Origin of the sequence: Streptomyces sp. NPDC057307, assembly GCF_042667665.1 — a bacterium.
In the GTDB taxonomy this organism is placed as follows: Bacteria; Actinomycetota; Actinomycetes; order Streptomycetales; family Streptomycetaceae; genus Streptomyces.
Window position 1 is genome coordinate 1 of record NZ_JBHUZM010000039.1, and the last position, 18,210, is coordinate 18,210.

16 protein-coding genes and 1 pseudogene are annotated in these 18,210 nt (G+C 70.8%); 6 read left to right on the forward strand and 11 right to left on the reverse strand.

Annotated features, from left to right (window positions below; genetic code table 11):
• Positions 1 to 85 precede the first annotated feature (85 nt).
• On the reverse strand, positions 86 to 1,051 hold the full coding sequence (locus ACFUN8_RS16565) for an SDR family NAD(P)-dependent oxidoreductase (RefSeq protein WP_383637182.1): 966 nt from the start codon (positions 1,049 to 1,051) through the stop codon (positions 86 to 88).
• A gap of 186 nt (positions 1,052 to 1,237) precedes the next feature.
• Here ACFUN8_RS16565 and ACFUN8_RS16570 point away from each other — a divergent pair, with 186 nt between their 5' ends.
• From ACFUN8_RS16570 to ACFUN8_RS16585, 4 genes are all read left to right on the forward strand, one after another.
• The gene (locus tag ACFUN8_RS16570; RefSeq protein ID WP_383637185.1) at positions 1,238 to 2,254 is read left to right on the forward strand and encodes an MDR family NADP-dependent oxidoreductase; all 1,017 of its coding nucleotides are present in this window, start codon (positions 1,238 to 1,240) and stop codon (positions 2,252 to 2,254) included.
• A 41-nt stretch (positions 2,255 to 2,295) separates the two neighbouring features.
• On the forward strand, positions 2,296 to 2,751 hold the full coding sequence (locus ACFUN8_RS16575) for a MerR family transcriptional regulator (RefSeq protein WP_383637188.1): 456 nt from the start codon (positions 2,296 to 2,298) through the stop codon (positions 2,749 to 2,751).
• A 207-nt stretch (positions 2,752 to 2,958) separates the two neighbouring features.
• Positions 2,959 to 3,729 (forward strand): NPP1 family protein, encoded by a 771-nt coding sequence (locus ACFUN8_RS16580; protein WP_383637191.1) that lies wholly within the window; start codon positions 2,959 to 2,961, stop codon positions 3,727 to 3,729.
• A gap of 198 nt (positions 3,730 to 3,927) precedes the next feature.
• Positions 3,928 to 5,154: an MFS transporter gene (locus ACFUN8_RS16585; RefSeq protein WP_383637194.1), complete on the forward strand. Its 1,227-nt coding sequence runs from the start codon at positions 3,928 to 3,930 to the stop codon at positions 5,152 to 5,154.
• 76 nt (positions 5,155 to 5,230) lie between these two features.
• Here ACFUN8_RS16585 and ACFUN8_RS16590 read toward each other — a convergent pair whose 3' ends face one another.
• The gene (locus tag ACFUN8_RS16590; protein ID WP_383637197.1) at positions 5,231 to 5,407 is read right to left on the reverse strand and encodes a hypothetical protein; all 177 of its coding nucleotides are present in this window, start codon (positions 5,405 to 5,407) and stop codon (positions 5,231 to 5,233) included.
• Between the two features lie 43 nt (positions 5,408 to 5,450).
• On the opposite strand from ACFUN8_RS16590, the pseudogene ACFUN8_RS16595 reads away from it, so the two are divergent.
• Positions 5,451 to 5,747: pseudogene (locus tag ACFUN8_RS16595) on the forward strand (helix-turn-helix domain-containing protein); the annotation flags it as partial.
• An 81-nt stretch (positions 5,748 to 5,828) separates the two neighbouring features.
• Here ACFUN8_RS16595 and ACFUN8_RS16600 read toward each other — a convergent pair.
• The 8 genes from ACFUN8_RS16600 to ACFUN8_RS16635 all read right to left on the reverse strand — a co-directional run bounded on the left by ACFUN8_RS16600 (position 5,829) and on the right by ACFUN8_RS16635 (position 16,661).
• Entirely contained in the window at positions 5,829 to 6,926 is a 1,098-nt protein-coding gene (locus tag ACFUN8_RS16600; RefSeq protein WP_383637326.1) for a glutamate--cysteine ligase, read from the reverse strand.
• 269 nt (positions 6,927 to 7,195) lie between these two features.
• Positions 7,196 to 10,057, reverse strand: coding sequence for a hypothetical protein (locus ACFUN8_RS16605; protein WP_383637200.1), 2,862 nt, complete (start codon positions 10,055 to 10,057; stop codon positions 7,196 to 7,198).
• Positions 10,054 to 11,166: an AAA family ATPase gene (locus tag ACFUN8_RS16610; RefSeq protein ID WP_382564935.1), complete on the reverse strand. Its 1,113-nt coding sequence runs from the start codon at positions 11,164 to 11,166 to the stop codon at positions 10,054 to 10,056. Before ACFUN8_RS16610 ends, ACFUN8_RS16605 begins: the two co-directional genes overlap by 4 nt.
• Before the next feature lie 12 nt (positions 11,167 to 11,178).
• Complete coding sequence (locus tag ACFUN8_RS16615; RefSeq protein ID WP_383637203.1) at positions 11,179 to 12,627, reverse strand: VWA domain-containing protein; 1,449 nt, start codon at positions 12,625 to 12,627, stop codon at positions 11,179 to 11,181.
• Positions 12,624 to 14,042: a hypothetical protein gene (locus ACFUN8_RS16620; RefSeq protein ID WP_383637206.1), complete on the reverse strand. Its 1,419-nt coding sequence runs from the start codon at positions 14,040 to 14,042 to the stop codon at positions 12,624 to 12,626. The genes ACFUN8_RS16615 and ACFUN8_RS16620 overlap by 4 nt, the downstream gene beginning before the upstream one ends.
• Positions 14,012 to 14,515 (reverse strand): hypothetical protein, encoded by a 504-nt coding sequence (locus ACFUN8_RS16625; RefSeq protein WP_383637209.1) that lies wholly within the window; start codon positions 14,513 to 14,515, stop codon positions 14,012 to 14,014. The genes ACFUN8_RS16620 and ACFUN8_RS16625 overlap by 31 nt, the downstream gene beginning before the upstream one ends.
• A 254-nt stretch (positions 14,516 to 14,769) precedes the next feature.
• Entirely contained in the window at positions 14,770 to 14,928 is a 159-nt protein-coding gene (locus tag ACFUN8_RS16630) for a hypothetical protein (protein WP_382564928.1), read from the reverse strand.
• A 731-nt stretch (positions 14,929 to 15,659) separates the two neighbouring features.
• Positions 15,660 to 16,661, reverse strand: coding sequence for a GlxA family transcriptional regulator (locus tag ACFUN8_RS16635; protein WP_383637212.1), 1,002 nt, complete (start codon positions 16,659 to 16,661; stop codon positions 15,660 to 15,662).
• A gap of 175 nt (positions 16,662 to 16,836) precedes the next feature.
• Here ACFUN8_RS16635 and ACFUN8_RS16640 point away from each other — a divergent pair, with 175 nt between their 5' ends.
• A complete protein-coding gene (locus tag ACFUN8_RS16640; protein WP_383637215.1) occupies positions 16,837 to 17,274 on the forward strand; it encodes a Rid family hydrolase in 438 nt (145 codons plus the stop codon).
• A gap of 133 nt (positions 17,275 to 17,407) precedes the next feature.
• On the opposite strand, the gene ACFUN8_RS16645 is transcribed toward ACFUN8_RS16640, so the two are convergent.
• Positions 17,408 to 18,160 carry an SDR family oxidoreductase gene (locus ACFUN8_RS16645; protein WP_383637218.1) on the reverse strand — a complete coding sequence of 251 codons (753 nt, stop codon included), beginning with the start codon at positions 18,158 to 18,160 and terminating at the stop codon, positions 17,408 to 17,410.
• Positions 18,161 to 18,210 lie beyond the last annotated feature (50 nt).

Here is an 18,210-nt window from a genome sequence, read left to right on the forward strand (position 1 = left end):
GTTCGGGACCGGCTGCATCTGGGACCGGCTGTCCTTCACCTTTGGCCGGGCGTGTCCGCCCGGCCAACGGTGCGACACCTCGGGCTCACACCGCCGCGGGGAACGCGTTCACCCCGGTCAGCCCGGCCGACAACCGCCACAGCCGCGCGGCCTGTTCGGGGTCGGTCGCCCAGGCGCTCACCCCGCTGCCCAGCGTGGTGTCCGGGGCGGCCGGCTCGGCGATGTCGCAGTCCTCGCAGTACACCCCGCCCATGCCCGCCAGCCGCGCCGAGGTCGCCGCCCAGACCTGCGTCGCGGCACCCTGCTCGGGGGTCTTCCAGCCACCGTTCGTCGGGCTGGCGTCGATCGCCGTCGACAGATCCGCCAACTCCGTCTCGGACATGTGGCGTCCCAGCGATGTGGCGACGGTGCCGGGGTGCAGCGAGAAGGCCCGTACCCCGGAGTCCCGCCCCAGCGCGTCCAGTTGGACCGCGAACAGCGCGTTGGCGGTCTTCGCCTGGCCGTACGCCTGCCACTTGTCGTAGCCGTGCTCGAACTGCACGTCGTCCCAGCGCATGGGCGAGAGCTGGTGCCCGTTGGAGGACACCGACACCACGCGTGCCCCGCCCCGCTCGATCGCCGGCCACAATCTGTTCACGAGTGCGAAGTGGCCCAGGTGATTCGTGGCGAACTGTGCCTCCCAGCCGGGCCCGACGCGTGTCTCCGGGCAGGCCATGATCCCCGCGTTGTCGATCATCAGGTCGATGCCGCGGTCCGAGGCGAGAAACCGGTCGGCGAAGGTCTCGACGCTGCGTAGATCCGTCAGATCCAGCTCGTCCACCTCCACGCCGTCGATCCCCTCGACCGCCGCCTCGGCGGTCGAACGCCGCCGCGCGGGGACGACCACGCGCGCTCCGGCGCCGGTGAGTGCCTTGGTGGTCTCCAGTCCGAGCCCCGAGTAGCCACCGGTGACGACCGCCAGCCGGCCGGACAGGTCGACGCCCCGCAGGACATCGTCCGTGGTGCTTCGGGCTCCGAATCCGGAGCCGATCCGATGCTGTTGAGTGGTCATGAATCGAAGCTACGAGTTGGAGTGCGCTCGAAGGCAACTCCCACGCGGCCCGTGATCCACCAAGGCTTCGGCGCCCGTCCTCCCGCGACCGTTGAGGAAGGCGCCGGTTCGGTGGGACTTGAACTTGACGTAGGCGTCAAGTCCTACCGTCCTCACGACCCGTCGTCCCCGTCCTGAGGAGTCACGATGACTGCCGCTGTCCCTGTCACCCACGGCGAAGTACGGCTGCGTGCCCGGCCGGACGGATTGCTCAGCACCGATCACTTCGAGGTGGTGCGGGTGCCGGTCCCCGAGGTGCGGGCCGGGCAGGTGCTGGTGCGCAATCGGCTGATGAGCGTCGCCGCCGTGATGCGTACGTTGCTGGCGGGCGGCGCCGATCTGCCCGTTCCGGCCGCCGAGTTGGGTGAGCCGCTGTGGGCGCCGGCGGTCGGGGAGGTGGTGGCGGCGCCCGGTGGCGAGCTGGCGCCGGGTGATCTCGTGACGCACAGCCTGGGCTGGCGTGAGTACGCGGCCGTCGACGTGGCCGAGGCCGGGCGCGTCGACCCGGCGGAGCTGCCCGATCCGGCCGCGTACCTCTCCCAGGCGATGACCGCGTGGCTCGGAGTCGTACGGGGAGCCGAAGTACGGCCCGGGGACACGGTGTTCGTGACCGGCGCGGCCGGCGGTGTCGGGACGATGGCCGGGCAGTTCGCACGGCTGCGCGGGGCCGGGCGGGTGATCGGCAGCACGGGCTCCCGGCTCAAGGGCGACTACCTGGTGCGGGAGTTGGGGTACGACGCCGTCGTCATCCGGGGAGCGGCGACCCCGATCGAGGAGCAGTTGCGGGAGGCGGCCCCCGACGGACTGGACGTGGTCTTCGACAACGTCGGAGGGGAGCAACTGGCCGCGGCCCTGGCGGTGGCCGGGCGGGGCGCGCGCGTGGGACTCGTCGGCGCGCTGTCCGGCCAGCTCTCCGGCGGCTTCGCGGCGCCGGTCGAGATCGACACCGGCTCGCTCATCATGCGGGGGATCACGCTGCGCGGGATGTCGGGCAGCGATCATCTGGACGCGATCCCCGAGGGCATGCGGGAGTTCGGGCGTGGACTGCGCGAGGGGACCATCGTCTTCCCGCACGTGCGGCTGTCCGGGATCGACCAGGCGCCCCGGGCGCTGTGCGAACTGCTCGAAGGACGCCACACGGGAGCAGTACTGGTGGAATTGTGATCGGTGTCGGACCGAGGGCGCCCGACCTGGAGGGATCTGCCATGCGTATCGGCGATGCGGCGGCGGCCGCCGGCCTCACCCCGCGGGCACTGCGGTACTACGAGCAGGAGGGCCTGTTGCGGGCCCGGCGCCTGGCGTCCGGCCATCGGGAGTACGGCTCCGAGGACGTCCACCGGCTGCGTGCCGTACGCCGCCTCCTGGAAGCGGGTCTGACGATCGGCGATCTGAAGACCTTCGTCGATGTCCTCGACATGGTGTACCCGATGGACGGCGAGGACGCGGGGCCGGGACCCCGCGAGCAGTTGGACCACTGCCCCGTCGCCGAGGTGACGGCCCGTCGCCTGGCGGCGCTGGACGAACGGATCGCGCGGCTGGTCGAGGCGCGGAGCAGGCTGGCGGACGAGCTGGCGGGCCGGTTCGGGGACGTGTTTCCCGACCGGATCGTGAACGGGGACCCGAATCGCGGCGCGAACCGGGGCGTGGGTCGGGCGGCTTGAGGCGGCTTGACACGGCTTGACGGGAGGGGGTGCGGCGGTGGCCGCGTACCTCCGCGGCCTGCCCCGGGTCGCCTGCCCCCTCTATTGGTTGATCTTTCACCGCACTGACACTTTCTGACGCTCGGGATGTCAACAAGAGCCGGAGAAGATGATCCGAGCATGTCAAAATGACCGTTGCCCCACGCCGCGGTCGATCAGGAGGACGCAGTGAAGAAAAGCTCGCGCATCCGTAAGGTCTCATTCACCCTTGGCAGTGCGGTCGCACTGGTCATCGCACTGCCCGGGAGCGCGTTCGCCGCCGATCCCCCCAGCGCCCTGCCCGCCAACGCGGACGGACTTGAGCAGACGTTCCAGCCGGCGTACGACTACGACACCGACGGTTGCTACCCCACCCCGGCCATCGGCCAGGACGGGACCATCAACCCGGGCCTCAACCCGAGCGGTGCGCTCAACGGCCAGTGCCGTGACTCCTGGGACCTCGACAACACCAACGGATACTCCCGGTCGAAGTGCAACAACGGCTGGTGCGCGATCATGTACGGCCTCTACTTCGAGAAGGACCAGGCCGTGGTCGGCAGCGGGCTCGGCGGGCACCGCAACGACTGGGAGCACGTCGTGGTGTGGGTGCAGAACGACCAGGTCCAGTACGTCTCCACCTCCGCCCACGGCAATTTCGACATCCAGACCCGGGACCAGATGCGGTTCGACGGCACGCACGCCAAGGTCGTCTACCACAAGGACGGCATCGGGACGCATGCCTTCCGCCCCGCGAACGGCAACGACGAGCCGCCGGAGAACCACCAGGGCAGCTGGCAGTTCCCCAGGCTCGTCGGCTGGAACGGATACCCGGCGGGTCTGCGCGACAAGCTGAGCCAGGCCAACTTCGGCAGCGCCGTCTTCGGTCTCAAGGACGGCAACTTCAACGGACACCTGGAGAAGGCCAAGCCGGCCGGCATCCCGTTCGACCCCAACGCGTGACGAACCGGGCCGGGGGCGCGTGAGGCGGTGCACCCGCCACCCCGCCCCCGGCCCGGTCGCTGATACCTTCAACCCGTGTTCCTCTTCCGTGTGTAGGACCTCGTAAAGACCGCGACTGATGTTCCGTCGCGGTCTTTCGGCGTCCCTGTACGGCCGCGGCGCCCGAACTCGCGCCGCCCTCATCGAGGAACCACTCCCATGTCTTCGTACGCCGCTGTCCTGCGGACCCCGCACGCCCTGAGCACCTTCGGCGCCGCCCTGCTCGGCCGGCTCTCCTACGGGACGGTCTCCCTCTCCCTCGCCCTGGCCGCGAAGGACGCCTCGGGCTCCTTCGCCGTCGCCGGCACGACGCTGGCGCTGTTCGGCGCGACCAGTGTCGTTCTCTCGCCCGTACGGGCCGCCCTGGTCGACCGGTTCGGCCCGCGCCGGGCGCTCGTGCCGATGGCTGTCGTGTACGCGGCGCTGCTCACCGCGTTCGCCCTCGTCACCCGCGAGCAGCCGGGGACGGGAGTGGTGGCGGGCGTGCCGGGCACCGCCGGCACCTCGGCCGTGCTGCTGGGCGCTCTCGCCGCCTGCGCCGGTGCCTGTACGCCACCGCTCGGACCCACGATGCGGACCCTGTGGGGGCAACTCATGCCGGACCGAAGGATGTTGCAGCGCGCGTACAGCCTCGACGGTGTCGCCGAGGAACTGCTCCTCGTCGCCGGTCCCCTCCTCGTCGGGATCCTGGTGGCGTACGCGGAACCGGCGGCCGGGGTCGCGGTCAGCGCCGCGCTGGTGCTGTCGGGGACGGTCGCGTTCGCCCTGTCGCCCGTACCGTTCCCGGTACGGGCCGCGAAGCCGCGCGTACGGGGCGCGGACTCGCCCCGCACCGGACCACGCGGTCTCGGACAGCCGGTGCTGGCGGCCGCCGGGGTCGGGCTCTGTCTGGGCGGGCTCGACCTGCTGGCCATCGCCTTCACCGAGCAACAGGGCGAACCCGGCGCGGTGGCCTGGGTGCTGGCCGCGCTCTCCGCCGGCAGTGCGATCGGCGGCCTGACGAACGGCGCGATCTCCTGGCGGTCGGCCGCGCGGCCGAGGCTCGCCGTGATCTGCGCGGCGCTCGGTGCCGCGCTGGCGGTGGCGGGCCTCGCGCCGAACGTGTACGCGCTCGGCGCGGCGGCGGCCGTGGCGGGGCTGTTCGTCGCCCCGGCACTGACCACCGCCTACCTGATCGCGGACGAGGCCGCCGCGCCCGACGCCCGTACCCAGGCCGGCGCATGGGTCAACACGGCGGTGAACGCCGGAAGTTCCGGCGGCACGGCCCTGGTGGGCCTGCTGGTGGGCAAGCTGCCGCTGTCCCTCTGCTTCGTACTCATGGCCGCACCGGCGCTGCTCTGCGCCGCCGTGACGGTCTACGGCGAGAACCACCGGAACCGGCGTTGAGCAGCGCTACGCCCCCCGCGCCCCGAATGACCCGCGTATCCGAGCCCTCGCGGGCCCCGGCCCCGGCCCCGGTCCTTCAGGAGGGCGTCAGGACATGGCGGTCGCGGCTCGCGCCGAAGGCCGCGACGGTCTGCGCGACGAGTACGGCCAGCAGCACGGCGACCGGCAGCGACCACCCACCGCTCGCGGAGTGCAGCAGGCCGAGACCGAGCGGGCCGAGGCAGGCGATGAGGTAGCCGATCCCCTGGGCCATCGTGGAGAGTCGGCCGGTGTGGTGCGCGTCGGGCGAGCGGGACGCCGACCCCGCCAATCAGCAGACCCTCGCCGAGCTCGGCGCGCGCGTCGGGGCGAGCGAGCGTACGCTCAGCCGCCTCTTCGGGCAGGAACTCCGGATGAGTTTTCACCAGTGGCGCACCCAACTACGCGTCCACCACGCGCTCACCCGGCTCGCCGCGGGGAAGTCCGTCACCGACACCGCTCTCGCCTGCGGCTGGGCCAATCCGACGAGCTTCATCGAGGCTTTCGCCGCTCTCGTCGGCGAGACCCCCGGCCGCTACCGCAACCGTCAACTCCCGGCCGAGGGCGGCCAGTAGCTCTCTCACCGATCACTCGGCGGGGGTCCGAGCTGCGGGCCTGCCGGCACCGGTGGGGCCGGTAGACGTGGTTGCCGCCCCTCACTTCTCCCCAAGGGTGCGTCGGGCGCACGCGGTGACCATGGTGCGCAGATCACCCGTGCTCGCCATGAGTTCGCGCTGGATCCGTGCTCCGCTGCCGGTCTTCAGGAGCGTGGCCAGCGCCTCCTGCGCGGCCAGGGTGTCGTTGCTGTCCTCCAGCGCGCTCCGGACGTGTTCGAACAGGGCGCGCAGGACTGCCTCGGCGGGGGCGGGCTCCATGGTGAGGGGGTGGATCAGCTGGTCCTCCAGCCCGGACCGCGCGGAGCGCCAGGAGGCGAGTCGGAGCAACTCCACCCGGTGCCGGGGCGGCGGTTCGCCCGCTTTCCACTGCCGGGAGGCGGTCTCCACCAGGGCGCGTACCAAGGTGGCCAGGAGCACGGTGGTGGAGGAGTCCAGGCAGACGTCGGCGACCCGGACCTCGACGGTGGGAAAGGAGTGGGAGAGCCGCGCGTCGAAGTAGATCATCCCCTCGTCCAGCAGGGCCCCGGTGCCGATCATCTCGCGTACCTGCTGGTGGTAGCGGTCGGCCGAGCCGAAGGGTTCGACCGGTCCCGCCGACGGCCACCTTCCCCACACCCTGCTGCGGTAGCTGCTGTACTTGCTGTCCTGGCCCTGCCAGAAGGGCGAGTTCGAGCTGAGCGCGAGCAGTACGGCCAGCCAGGGGCGGATCCGGTCGAGGACCGCCACACCCTCCTCGTCGGACTCGACCGACACATGTACGTGGCAGCCGCAGGTGAGCTGCTCCTGGGTGGTCAGTCCGAAGTGCTCCGCCAGCCAGCGGTGCCTCTCGCCGAAGCCGATGGAAGGGCTGACGGGGAGCGGTGAGGTGGCGAGTGCGGCGACCGTCGCGCCCAGCCGTTCGGCGTGCCGGGCGGCCTCGGCCCGGCAGCGGTCGATCTCCTCCGCCAGCTCGCCCATGTCCGTCTGGGGCCGGGTGGCGAACTCCAGTTGCTGGCGGTGCAGTTCCGCCTCGAACACCTCGTCCTCGCCGCCGGCCTCACGTGAGGCGGCTGCCAGCACGGCCGTCGCCAACGCGCGTGGCTCACCACTCTCCCCGTCCACCAGGAGAAGTTCCTCCTCCACACCCACACTCCGCACCATCACTGCCCTTCCGCCGCCGATCGCTGAGAGCCCCGCAGCGAGGGAGACCGCCCGCGCACGGCGAAGAGAAGCTGCCGGGGCTCACAACCCGAAGATCGCTCTGGTCCTGCGGGTGCCCCGCGCCCGCGCGTTGAAGCGCGATTCGTCCCGCCGACGCCCGGCCCGGTTCACCGGTGGGCGCCGGCCGCACGGGCGCGGCGCACCTCCGGTCCGGGGCCCGGCCAAGGGGCCTGCGGATTAAGGGTGTTCAGGCCGGCGGCGTTCGCTCAGGGGCCGGTCAGCAGCGCCTCCAGTGCCTCGGCCGTCTCCGGGTGCCGGCGGGTGAGGACCGCGCCGGACGGGCCGGCGGAAGCCGTGGTTTCCCACGTGCCCTCGTACCCCAGCAGATCCGCGACCGCGTCGCACGTCGCCGGGTACGCGGTGAGCAGTGCGGCCCCCGCACCCGCGGCCGCACCGGCGGTCCGGCTGGAACGAGGCGCGGCCCCCGTGTCCGGGTGCTCCAGCCAGGGCGGCACCCAGGCGTCCAGCGCCGCGAGCCGGCCGGGGAAGATCCGGCCCGCCTCGCGGATCAGCAGCGGCGCCAGCTCGGAGCCGTCGGACCGCAGGGTGCTGATCAAGGACGGCAGCCACGGCAGCAGCACCGGATCCGGCAGCCGTCCGAACGCGTTGGACACCGCCTCCACCACGAAGTCCGCGAGCTGCGGCACCGGCTCCAGCGCGTGCAGGAACCCGCTGAGATAGCGCGGATAGACCGGCACCACCAGAGGATCGCCGAGCAAGTCGTCGCAGCGCGACCGCAGTTCGGCACGGGAGAGCTGCCCCAGCTGGACCTGCGCCGCCCACAGCAGCGCCACCTTGGCAGGCTCCCGCGGATGCGACTGCGCGAACGCGAGCTCCAACTGCGTCCGGTCACAGCCGAGCGACAGCGCCAGACTCTCCATGCTGAACAGGAAGCCCAGCATCGCGGCGACCTGCCGGACGGTCGCGTCCTCGTCGCCGAACGCCGACGGCAGCAGGGTGCAGTAGTGCGCGTACCCCGTCTTGACGAAGGACTCGATCCACGGCGGCAGCACCGGCTCGCTCGTCCGGTAGTACGCGAGCAGCCGACGCACCCGCCGCAGCACCTCCGGCGCACCGTCGACGCTGCGCTCGGTCGCCAGGACCTCCAGGGCGCGCGTGCCCAGTTCATCGGCGAGACGGCGGCTGCGCAGATACAGCGTCGCGTCCTCCACCGCCGTCAGCACGCCGGCCGTGGTCGCCTGCGGGTCGTACGCGCGGCGCCGCAGACGCTGCTCCAGGACCTGCTCGATGGTGACGCCCTCGTACCCGAGCTCGATCAGTTCCCGCTGATGAGTGCCGAGCGCCAGATCCCACGACTCCTGGATGGGCCGCTCGCCGAGCCGCCGTTCGCCCATGATCGCCCGCGCGGCGCCCCGCGGCAGCAGATGGCGCAGCATCCACAGCACGTCAGAGCACCGCCCCAGCTCCGGACCGGCCGCCATGTCCAACAACGCCCTTTGCACACCGCGCTGTTCGAGCTTCAGGTTCAGCGGTGCGAGCCGGTCGTGCACGTCGCGCGCGAGCGGCGGCAGGGAGTCGTAGCCGACCTGCCCGATCCGGTCGCCGCCCATCATGATCTCGACGATGCGGCGGACGTCGCGGCGGCCCGGCACCGAGTCCTTCTCGATACAGGTGATCGCCGCGTCCTGGAAGTCGTACGGCGTGGGCCTGGCCCGGTCGCGCATACCGGCCAGCAGGATCGACGTCTCGAACACCGCGATGGCGTCGGCGGTGGACGCCAGATAGCCGTTGCGGCGCGCGGCGCGCACGATCTCCACCGACCAGCCCAGCAACTCGGCCTCGTCCAGCGGATCGAGCACCGGCGCGCGCCGCAGGAAACCGGACAGCTTGTCCGAGAGGTCGTCCCCGGCCCCGGGGGCGACGGGCACCGCGGACTGCGCGGCCCCCACGGTCTTCGCGGCTCTCGCCGGCTTCTTCGCACCCACCTGGCCGTCGAGCCGGAACGGCTGGACCCGGGTGCGCTTGAGGTTCTTCGCCCACTGGGTCGCGGCGATGGAGACGGAGCCGGCGGTGAGACCGAACTGCGCCTCGATCGCCGTGTGGCTGGAGGGAATCAGACCGTGCTGCCACACGCTGCCGCTCGGCGGACCGATCTCGAACGTCGCGGCGCCGTCGACGCCGAACTCCGCGACCCGGCTGGCCGCGTGGAACGCCCCGCAGACGTAGAGGCAGTCCCCGGCGTCGGTGCCGGACGCGGCCAGATGCTCCCGCATCCTGGTCCACATGTAGCGCTCGCGGTCCTCGTCCACCCGTACCCGCTCGGCGTCGCCGGGCGCCAGCCGCCGGAAGAGGCTGCCGATCAGCAGCATGACCTGCCGGTAGGTGTCGTGGTCGCTGTCGCCGAGCGGCAGCTCGACGTACTGGTGCCACCACTCCGACCAGTGCCGCACCCGGCCGTGGCGCAGCAGATGCTCCTCCAACTCGGCGAAGCGCGGACGCAGGTCGCCGATCTCCACGCCGACGGCGTCGCCGTGCAGCGCGGCCTCCTCGTCGGCCGGCGAAGCCTCCGCAGTCGTCTCCGCCGGCGCCTCAGGGCCGGCGGACTCCGCCAGGTCCGTCCCGCCCGTCTGCCACTGGAACACGTGGTCCGACGAGCGGTCGACGAGGACCAGCTCCACGCCCGGCGTGTCCAGCGCGTACGCGATCGCCTGGTACTCCGCCGATGCCTCGGTGATCGGCGCGACCACCGACAGCGGCGCCCAGTCCGCCGGGAAGCCCTTGACCTCACTCGCGAACGCCTGCACCGCCACCGGGAGACGGCAGTTGCGCAACTCGGTCAGGAGCGGAGCCATGTCCTCGCACAGCTCCAGATAGACGACCTTCGGCCGCTTCTCCCGCAGCCGCCGCGCCATGGCGATCGCCGAGGCCGGTGAGTGGTGGCAGACGGGGAAGATCTCCAGCGGTTCGCGCACCGCGCGGTCGACGTCGTCGACGATGCCGAGGAGGATGCCCTCCAGCGCGTCGGGCCCGTCGGCCAGCGCCGTCGCGGCCTCCCGCAGCTGCGTACGCAGGGACTCGAAGACCGCCCCCTCCCGCACGGGGCTCACGAGAGGGTGGCGATCGCGTCCCGACCGCCCTCCAGGAACTCCGGCCAGGAACCGCCCTGTTCCTTGCTGCGCGGCTCCACGACACCGTGCAGGTACTTGTTGAGGATGGCCAGGTCCTCCGGTTCGCGCCGCGCCAGCGATCCGACGAGCGAGGAGGCGAGGGCACGGGCCGTCAGCTCACGCTCGCCGAAGAAGTTGCTGTGCAGGATCGCGTCCTCCAGGACGCCGATCTGCTCGGCGCTCGACAGCGCGGACTCCAGCTTCTCGTCGTCGCTGCCCGCGGCCGCGGCGGAGGCACGCAGATCGGCGAAGCTCTGCAGGAGGACGTCCAGCAGTGTGGGCGGCACGTCCAGCTCGATCTGATGCCGGCGGAGCAGCTCCTCGGTGCGGAAGCGGACGATCTCCGCCTCGCTCTTCCTGTTCGTCACCACCGGGATACGGACGAAATTGAACCGGCGCTTGAGCGCGGAGGACAGGTCGTTGACACCCCGGTCGCGGCTGTTGGCGGTGGCGATGACCGAGAAACCGGGCTTGGCGAAGACGATGCCGTCGCTGTCCAGCTCCGGGACCGAGATGTACTTCTCCGAAAGGATCGAGATCAGGGCGTCCTGGACGTCGCTGGTGGAGCGGGTGAGCTCCTCGAACCGGCCGATCGCGCCCGTCTCCATCGCGGTCATGATCGGCGAGGGGATCATCGACTCGCGCGACTGGCCCTTGGCGATCACCATGGACACGTTCCACGAGTACTTGATGTGGTCCTCGGTGGTGCCGGCCGTGCCCTGCACCACCAGGGTGGAGCTACGGCATATCGCGGCGGCCAGCAGCTCGGCCAGCCAGCTCTTGCCGGTTCCCGGGTCACCGATCAGCAGCAGGCCGCGGTCCGACGCCAGCGTGACGACGGCCCGCTCCACCAGGCTGCGGTCACCGAACCACTTCTGCGGGATCTCCCGGTCGAGGCCGTCGGCCCGCTCGGACCCCAGGATGAACAGGCGGACCATCTTCGGCGAAAGACGCCAGGAGAACGGCTTGGGACCGTCGTCGACCGACTCCAGCCAGTCCAGCTCCTCCGCGTACTTGATCTCGGCGGGGGCGCGCAACATGTCTGACACAGCAGGGCCTTTCTAAGCGAGAAACGTCTTGAGTTCGTGAACAAGCTTGCGGATGTGGCCGGAGACCACCGGTGTGCCGAGCGCCTTGAAGCGCTCCCGGAACCAGGGATTGACCTCCTGGCGGCCGGAACTGGTCACCGAGCCGACCGGAATGAACTTCACGCCGGACCGGTGGACTTCCTCGATGCCCTCGAACAACGGCTGGGAGCGGCCGAATTCATAGAAGTCGGAGATCCACACCATGACGGTGTTGCGAGGTTCGGAGATCTTCGGGCGGGCCATCGCCATCGCGACGGGACCGTCGTTCCCGCCCCCGAGGTTGGTGCGCAGCAGCGTCTCGAACGGGTCGTTCACCCATGGAGTCAGGTCGATCGCCCGGGTGTCGTACGCGATCAGATGCACATCCACCTTCGGCAGCCCCGCGAATATGGAGGCCAGAATGGTGCAGTTGACCATCGAGTCGACCATGGAGCCCGACTGGTCGACGACCACGATCAGCCGCTGCGGCGTCGTCTTGCGCGCGGTGTGGCGGTAGAAGAGGCGGTCGACATAGAGCCGTTCCTCCTCGGGACTCCAGTTGGTGAGGTTCTTCCAGATCGTGCGGTCCAGGTCGAGATTGCGGTACACCCGTTTGGGCGGCACCGAACGGTCCAGGGCGCCGACCGTGGACTTCTCCACCTGCGTACGCAGCACCTCGGCGACCTCGTCGACGAACCGCCTGATGAGGGACTTGGCATTGGCCAGTGCCACACCGGACAGGTTGCCCTTGTCGCGCAGCAACTGCTCGATCAGCGACATGCTCGGAGTGAGTTGCGCGGCGAGCCTGGGGTCGGCGAGCACCTCCCGCAGACGCATCCGCTTGACCAGGTCGGCTTCGATCGCTCCCAGCTCCGGACCGATCCCCGGCACCAGCCCGCCGCCGATGTCGGGGCGCCCGGCGCCCTGGCCCGGGCGGCCCCCGCGCAGCGCGCCGGGCTCGCAGCCCAGTGCGCGCTCCAGCCGGCCCGCGTCGGACTGCCACTGCGAGAGCTGTCCGGCGGTGACCGTGCCGGAGCCGGCGCCGGGGGCGTAGACGTTGAGCAGCACCTTCGACACCAGGGCGGCGCGCCGCACCTCGGCGGCACGGTCACGTCCGTCGACGGAGTCGCCCTCGTCGCTTTCAGAGCCCTTGTCGCCCTCGTCGCCTTCCACGCCGTCCGGTGCGGACGGCGGCGCCGGCACCATCAGGCCGTCGAACTCGGCGGCCAGTTCGGGGTGACGCTGCACGGTCGTGTCCACCGACACCCTGGGGTCCAGCAGCGCGGGCGGCAGCCCGATGTCCTCCACGACGGCGAGGCTCGCCGACTCCAGCGCCGCCTGCTCCTCAGGGTCGAGGAGTTGGGCGAGGAGACGCCAGTACAGAACCTGGCGGCGGTTGCCGTGGGAGTTCGCCTCGGGGGCCCGTCCCGTCATTTCCGTCATTTCCGCAACAGCCTTCCGGCTCGCTCGCGCAGCACCGCTCCGGCGTCGGTGGCGGCCTTCTCGGCCTTGGCGCCGGCCTTGTCCGACGTACCGCCCGCCCACGCCCCCGCGTGGACCGCGGCCGGCTTCTTCCGTACGACGGTCTCGACGGCGAGTGGCTGGACGACGAACACCCCGGCGTCCCAGCGGAGCAGCCCGACGCATGCCACCGACGCGGCGACGGCCGCGGGGGTGAGCGGTCCGGCGGTCGGAATACGGTCGGTGTCGACGGCCAGACGGTGCCCCGCGACGGTGAACGTCAGCCCGTCGTCGTCCTGTTGGGCGCTGTAGCCCTCCAGGAAGACCGGTGTGGCGATGCGCGCGGGGTGCCGGTCCAGGGGCGCGGTCGCGGAAGCCGCGGCGGTGGCCATGGCGACGCGGGCCGTGGCGAAGGCGTCGGCCGGCTCGCCCGTGCGTGCCTGGGTGTCGTTCCAGATCAGGTCGCCCTCGGCGGTGACGGGCATGTCGGTGAGGTCCATCGAGCGGCCCTCGCTCACCGCGGCCAGGAGCGACATGTGCGGGCGCAGGAGTTGCCAGAGGCCGGCGCCCAGAACCGTGTCGGGCTTCGGCACCGACACATTCGCGCGCACCAGACGGGCCACGGCGCCGTCCGCGGGCTCGAACACCGCGTGCACCTGGGCCTGTACGGCGGTCGCGTGCTCCTGCAGGTCGACGCCCAGGGGGAGGAGCCGTCCGGTGGCCGTACCGGTCACGGGTACGTCGGCCGCGCCGGGCACGGTCAGCATCATCGCCCGCGACCACAGGTCGGCCCACCGGCGAACCGGTACGCGGTCCAGGGCCGTGCCCGGACAGGACGCGGCGAGTTCGGCGGCGAAGCCGTCGAGAACCGTCGCCAGACGGCGCAGGGCCGGGTCCGGCAGCATCGCGGTGACGACGGGCGCGGCCCCGGAGACCACGTCGTGGTCGATGCCCTGCCAGCCGCAGCGCGCCAGGTCGGACAGCCAGGAACGGGCGGCGGTCAGCAGATTCCCCGCCTGTCGAACGGTCGGGGCCGGGTCGCCGCCCTCGGCGCGGGCCCGGCCGGTCGCCTCCTCCACGCGGGCCGTGAGCGCGTCGTGGACGGAGCCGACCAGGGCCGTACGGGCGGCGGCGAGGGCGACGAAGTGGTCCTCGCTCGCGGCGCCGGCCGCCGCCTTCTCCGCCGCCTCGGCGCCTCGCGCCGCCAACGGCGTCCCCGCCACGGCGTCGGCCAGCTCCGTCAGGCCGGTCGTCAGGACCGCGTGGGGACGGAGCAGACCGACGACCAGAGCCCGGTCGAAGGCGTCGACGGCGGCCAGGGCCTCGTCCAGCCCGTCGACGGTCCCGGTGAGCAGGTCGGCGCGCATCACGCCACCGCCCTGGTCGGCGGGAACCACTGCATCTCCGGCAACGGCCCCGTCGTCGGGGCGAGTTCCAGATACGCCAGGTGGCGCAGGAACCGGCTGAAGACAGGCGCGGCCGCCGTGCTGTCGCCCGGCGAGGGACGTGTGCCGATCATGCTCATGGTGAGGGACTCGGCGCTCGGCTCCCCGTCCGCCGTCTCCACCCGGAGATAGCGGCCGACGCGCTCGGCCCCGTACTGCAGCACCGCCTCGTTGACCAGGGTGCGGATGTGATTGCAGAACCCGCCCCGCGCACCGCCGCACGGCCGGTTGTTGTTGGTGCTGCAGGCGTACGCGTAGGTACCGGCCCCGACCGACGAGACATACACCCGCTCGATGTCTGAGCCACTGGACACCACACCCTGCAGGCGTCCGTCGGCCAGCTCGACGAAGGGGACCTTGGCGAGCTTGCGCGGCCGAGCGGGTGGAACCACCCGTGCCGTGCTCGACCTCTCCCAGTCCGACACCGCACCATCTCCTTTTCACCAGGGGGAACTTGGGCGCCGCCAGAACGGCGGAACACGCATGAACCTAGTGGTGACCACTGACAACGCCGATCACCATCCACAGGGCGGTGGGCGTCCGTGGGGTGACGTGGGGCAGCCGGTGGTGCGAGTGCGGCGAACGTGGGACCGGGGGCCAGGGGGCTGAGGTCCGGGGGCTCGGTGATGTGGAGCCGGTCTGCCGGGCAGCGGCCGTGTGCCCGGCAGGTGACATCAGGTCACGGCTTGCACCGGCGCACCAGACCCTCGTCCTGGAAGTGGCTCACCCACGCGTTCACCTCGGGGCGCAGCGACTCGGAGGCGACGCCCCAGTGCTCGGCCAGGACCTCGGCGGCGCGGTCCGGCTTCCAGTCCTGGCGCTGGAGAGCGATCCACATCAAGGTGCCCGTGGGGCCGCAGCGGTGCCGCAGACCTGTGCGAGGAAGGAAGAAATCTACCTTGCCGTCGGGCAACACTTGCGTTTCCAGACCGCTTTCCGATCGCATGGTGACTTCGTCCTCCAATTATTCGCGGGTAGTTTCGCGCGGTGCTGCGGTACGAGCATATTGCTGAGTGCATCGCGATGAAATCCAGCAGACCCCCGACATTCAGGTGGACGAAGCGTCACCGGCCGTAGGGGGGCTGTGTGCACCTTGACAGCGGGCCCCCTCGGCGCTCCTGGGAGCGGTGGCCGAAAACCGCTCCCATCAGGCGTGATGTAGTTCGTCGGAAGAGTATTTCCGGCCAGGAGCCGGAAGGGTACTACTCCTGATACTCAGGCTGAGTCCAATGATTCGAAGGCGTCAAGTAGTTGCGTTTGTGCTTGTTGGCGCGCAACACGTGTCGTTGTTCGGCGGGGGAGTCTCCAAGCACGGAAATGAACCTGCCGTCCGGGAATCCGCAGTACGGCTCGATGTCGTCACCAAGATCTGCGGGGGCGGTTAAGATCGGGTCGCCGTGGTAAGGGAATTGACCTTGCGCTTTGGCGCGGGCGCTTTCGCCGCCTTCATGGATTTGTCCGGTTCGGGCGGGAGCACCTCTCCGCTCCGCACCACGCCGTCGGCGCGAGGCGGCCCGAGGCGGACGAGCGGCCGCCCGCCGCGCGGACCCGGTCCCTCACCGCGCGCGCTCAGGCGCCCGTGCGCGGAACCGCCGACCCGCTCGGCCCGCTCGGCCCGTGCTGTTTCCGGTAGGCGGTCGGCGTCACGCCCACCTCTCGCCGGAAGAGCGTCCGGAAGTTCGAGGCCGTGCCGAAACCGGTCGCACCGGCGATCCGCTCGACGGACCAGTCGGAGCCCTCAAGGAGCCGGCGCGCGCCGAGAATCCTCTGCCGGGCGACCCAATGCATGGGGGGCATTCCCGTCTCACCGGCGAAACGCCGGATGAAGGTTCTCCGCGAAAGCAGACTGTGGTCCGCCATCCGCTGGACAGTGATCGGCGATCCGATATTCTCGATCACCCATTCCCGAGTCGCCCGCAGATCGGTGCGGGGAGGAGTGGGCGCGTCCAAATACTGCGGCTCGTTCGCACTGCGCACAGGCGAGCTGACGACGTACTTCGCCACGCCTTCCGCGACGGTGACGCCGAAATCGGTGCGGACGACATGGAGACACACGTCCATTCCCGCACTCGCGCCCGCGGAGGTGAGAATGGCCCCGTCCTCGACAAACAGCCGGTTCTCCACGACATCGACCGACGGATGCATCGCCCGAAGCCGATCGGTGTATTCCCAATGCGTCGTGGCCGTCCTGCCGTTCAGCGTCCCACTCGCCGCGAGGGCGAAAACACCGGTGCAGACGGCGACGATACGAGCACCCCGCTCGACGGCGATCCGCAGCGCCTCGACATAACTCTCCGGGATCGGGTCATGCGGATTCTCATAGCCGGGAATCACGACGACATCGGCGCACTCCATGTCGGAGAGCGAGTGGGTCGGCCTGATGCTCGTGGCCACGACCTGCGACGACCCGTCATCGGAATCGCCGGCCGAGTCGAAATCGCGATCTCCGCAGACAAGGACCCGATAACCCGGATGCCGGCCGAACACATGCGCCGGGATGCTGACGTCCAGTGCGTACAGCCGTGGAACCGCGAGAATCGCGACAACTATCTTTCCGTCTCCGGGTCGCAATGACGCTCCCTTGTCTCCGCGTTTGCCGCCCAGGGTAGCTCACGGGCGACGCAGTCGGACCTGGCGTCCGGACCCGGCACGATCCTTGCTGTAAGTGGCACGCCACAGCCTGTTCCGCCGCCGATCTCACCGAATACCGTCCTCGTTGAACTCACTTTTCGACGATCGGAGCGACATGAGCGACGCACACCGGGATCGGGCCGAAAGCTTCGGTGTCCCCTGGGAGGAGAGTTACGGATACGTACAGGCGATCAAGCGCGGCGACACCATTTATCTCTCCGGTCAAGTCGCACACGACGGCACGAAACTCGTCGCCCCCGCTCCGGTCGGTGATGACGGGCGGGTTACCGATTTCAGCGACATGGGCGATCAGTTGCGTCAGTGCTATGCCAACGCGGCGGAATTGCTGAGACGTTTCGGTGCGTCGCTGGACGATGTCGTCGACGAAGTCGTCTACGTACTCGACGCGGATGCCGGTGACGCCGCGGCGGGCCCGGTGCGCAAGGAGGCGTACGGCCGGCCTGACCCTCAGGTGGCGAGCACGATGATCGGCACGTCGCGGCTGGCCTTCCCCGAGCTGCTGGTCGAGGTCAAACTGGTCGCCCGAGTCTGACGGCCCCACCCGTACGCCCACCTCGTACGCCCCTGCGCCCCGTCCCGGCCGCCCCGTCCCGGCCGCCCCGGCCGCCCGGCCGGCAAGACCAGACCAGACAGAACCAGGCCGGGGCAGGGCAGGCCCGGGTCCGCTACGGCAGCGACCCCCCCGTCACGTCCAGCCAGTGCCCCGTGATCCAGCGGCCGTCGTCCGACGCGAGGAAGGCCACCACCCCGGCGACGTCGTCCACCCGGCCGACCCGGCCCAGCGCCGACACGGCGGCGGCCCGCGCCCACGCCTCGTCGCTCGCGCGGATCTGGGGTGCGGTGTTGTCGGTGTCGATGATGCCCGGGGCCACCGCGTTGACCGTGATGCCCCTGGGGCCAAGGAGCTTGGACAGGTCGCGGGTGAAGACATCGAGCGCGCTCTTGCTCATCGCGTAGGCGATCAGGTCCGGCATCACCGCCGCGTGCGTCAGTCCGGTCGACACGTTGATCACCCGGCCGCCGTCGGGCATCCGTTCCAGGCCGAGTCGGGTGAGGAAGAACGGCGCGCGGGTGTTGACCGCGAACAGCCGCTCGTACTCCGCCTCGCCCATCTCGTCGTACACGGTCGACGTACCGATCCCCGCGTTGTTGACCAGGATGTCCACCCCGTCCGCGTGCCGGTCGTACTCCGCCCACACCGCTTCCGCGTCGCCCGGCGATCCCAGCTCCACTCCCAGCGCGAAGGCCGAGCCGCCCGCCTTCTCCACCGCCCTGACCGTCTCCGCCGCGGCGGCCGCGTTGGTGCCGTAGTGCACGGCGACCCGCGCTCCCTCCTGACCGAGCCGCTCCGCTATGCCCCGCCCGATGCCCCTGCTGCCGCCGGTGACCAGCGCCGTTCTGCCGGTGAGCACGCCCATGGCCACGCCCCCTTTTCTCTAGTGGTCGCTACAGAAAGGACCGTAGCAGA

What these genes read in the sequence shown, in the direction of transcription:
- ACFUN8_RS16565 (WP_383637182.1), bottom strand. Translation starts at nt 1,051, where the DNA reads ATGACCACTCAACAGCATCGGATCGGCTCCGGATTCGGAGCCCGAAGC.
- ACFUN8_RS16570 (WP_383637185.1), top strand. Translation starts at nt 1,238, where the DNA reads ATGACTGCCGCTGTCCCTGTCACCCACGGCGAAGTACGGCTGCGTGCC.
- ACFUN8_RS16575 (WP_383637188.1), top strand. Translation starts at nt 2,296, where the DNA reads ATGCGTATCGGCGATGCGGCGGCGGCCGCCGGCCTCACCCCGCGGGCA.
- ACFUN8_RS16585 (WP_383637194.1), top strand. Translation starts at nt 3,928, where the DNA reads ATGTCTTCGTACGCCGCTGTCCTGCGGACCCCGCACGCCCTGAGCACC.
- ACFUN8_RS16590 (WP_383637197.1), bottom strand. Translation starts at nt 5,407, where the DNA reads ATGGCCCAGGGGATCGGCTACCTCATCGCCTGCCTCGGCCCGCTCGGT.
- ACFUN8_RS16615 (WP_383637203.1), bottom strand. Translation starts at nt 12,627, where the DNA reads ATGACGGAAATGACGGGACGGGCCCCCGAGGCGAACTCCCACGGCAAC.
- ACFUN8_RS16630 (WP_382564928.1), bottom strand. Translation starts at nt 14,928, where the DNA reads ATGTGGATCGCTCTCCAGCGCCAGGACTGGAAGCCGGACCGCGCCGCC.
- ACFUN8_RS16640 (WP_383637215.1), top strand. Translation starts at nt 16,837, where the DNA reads ATGAGCGACGCACACCGGGATCGGGCCGAAAGCTTCGGTGTCCCCTGG.
- ACFUN8_RS16645 (WP_383637218.1), bottom strand. Translation starts at nt 18,160, where the DNA reads ATGGGCGTGCTCACCGGCAGAACGGCGCTGGTCACCGGCGGCAGCAGG.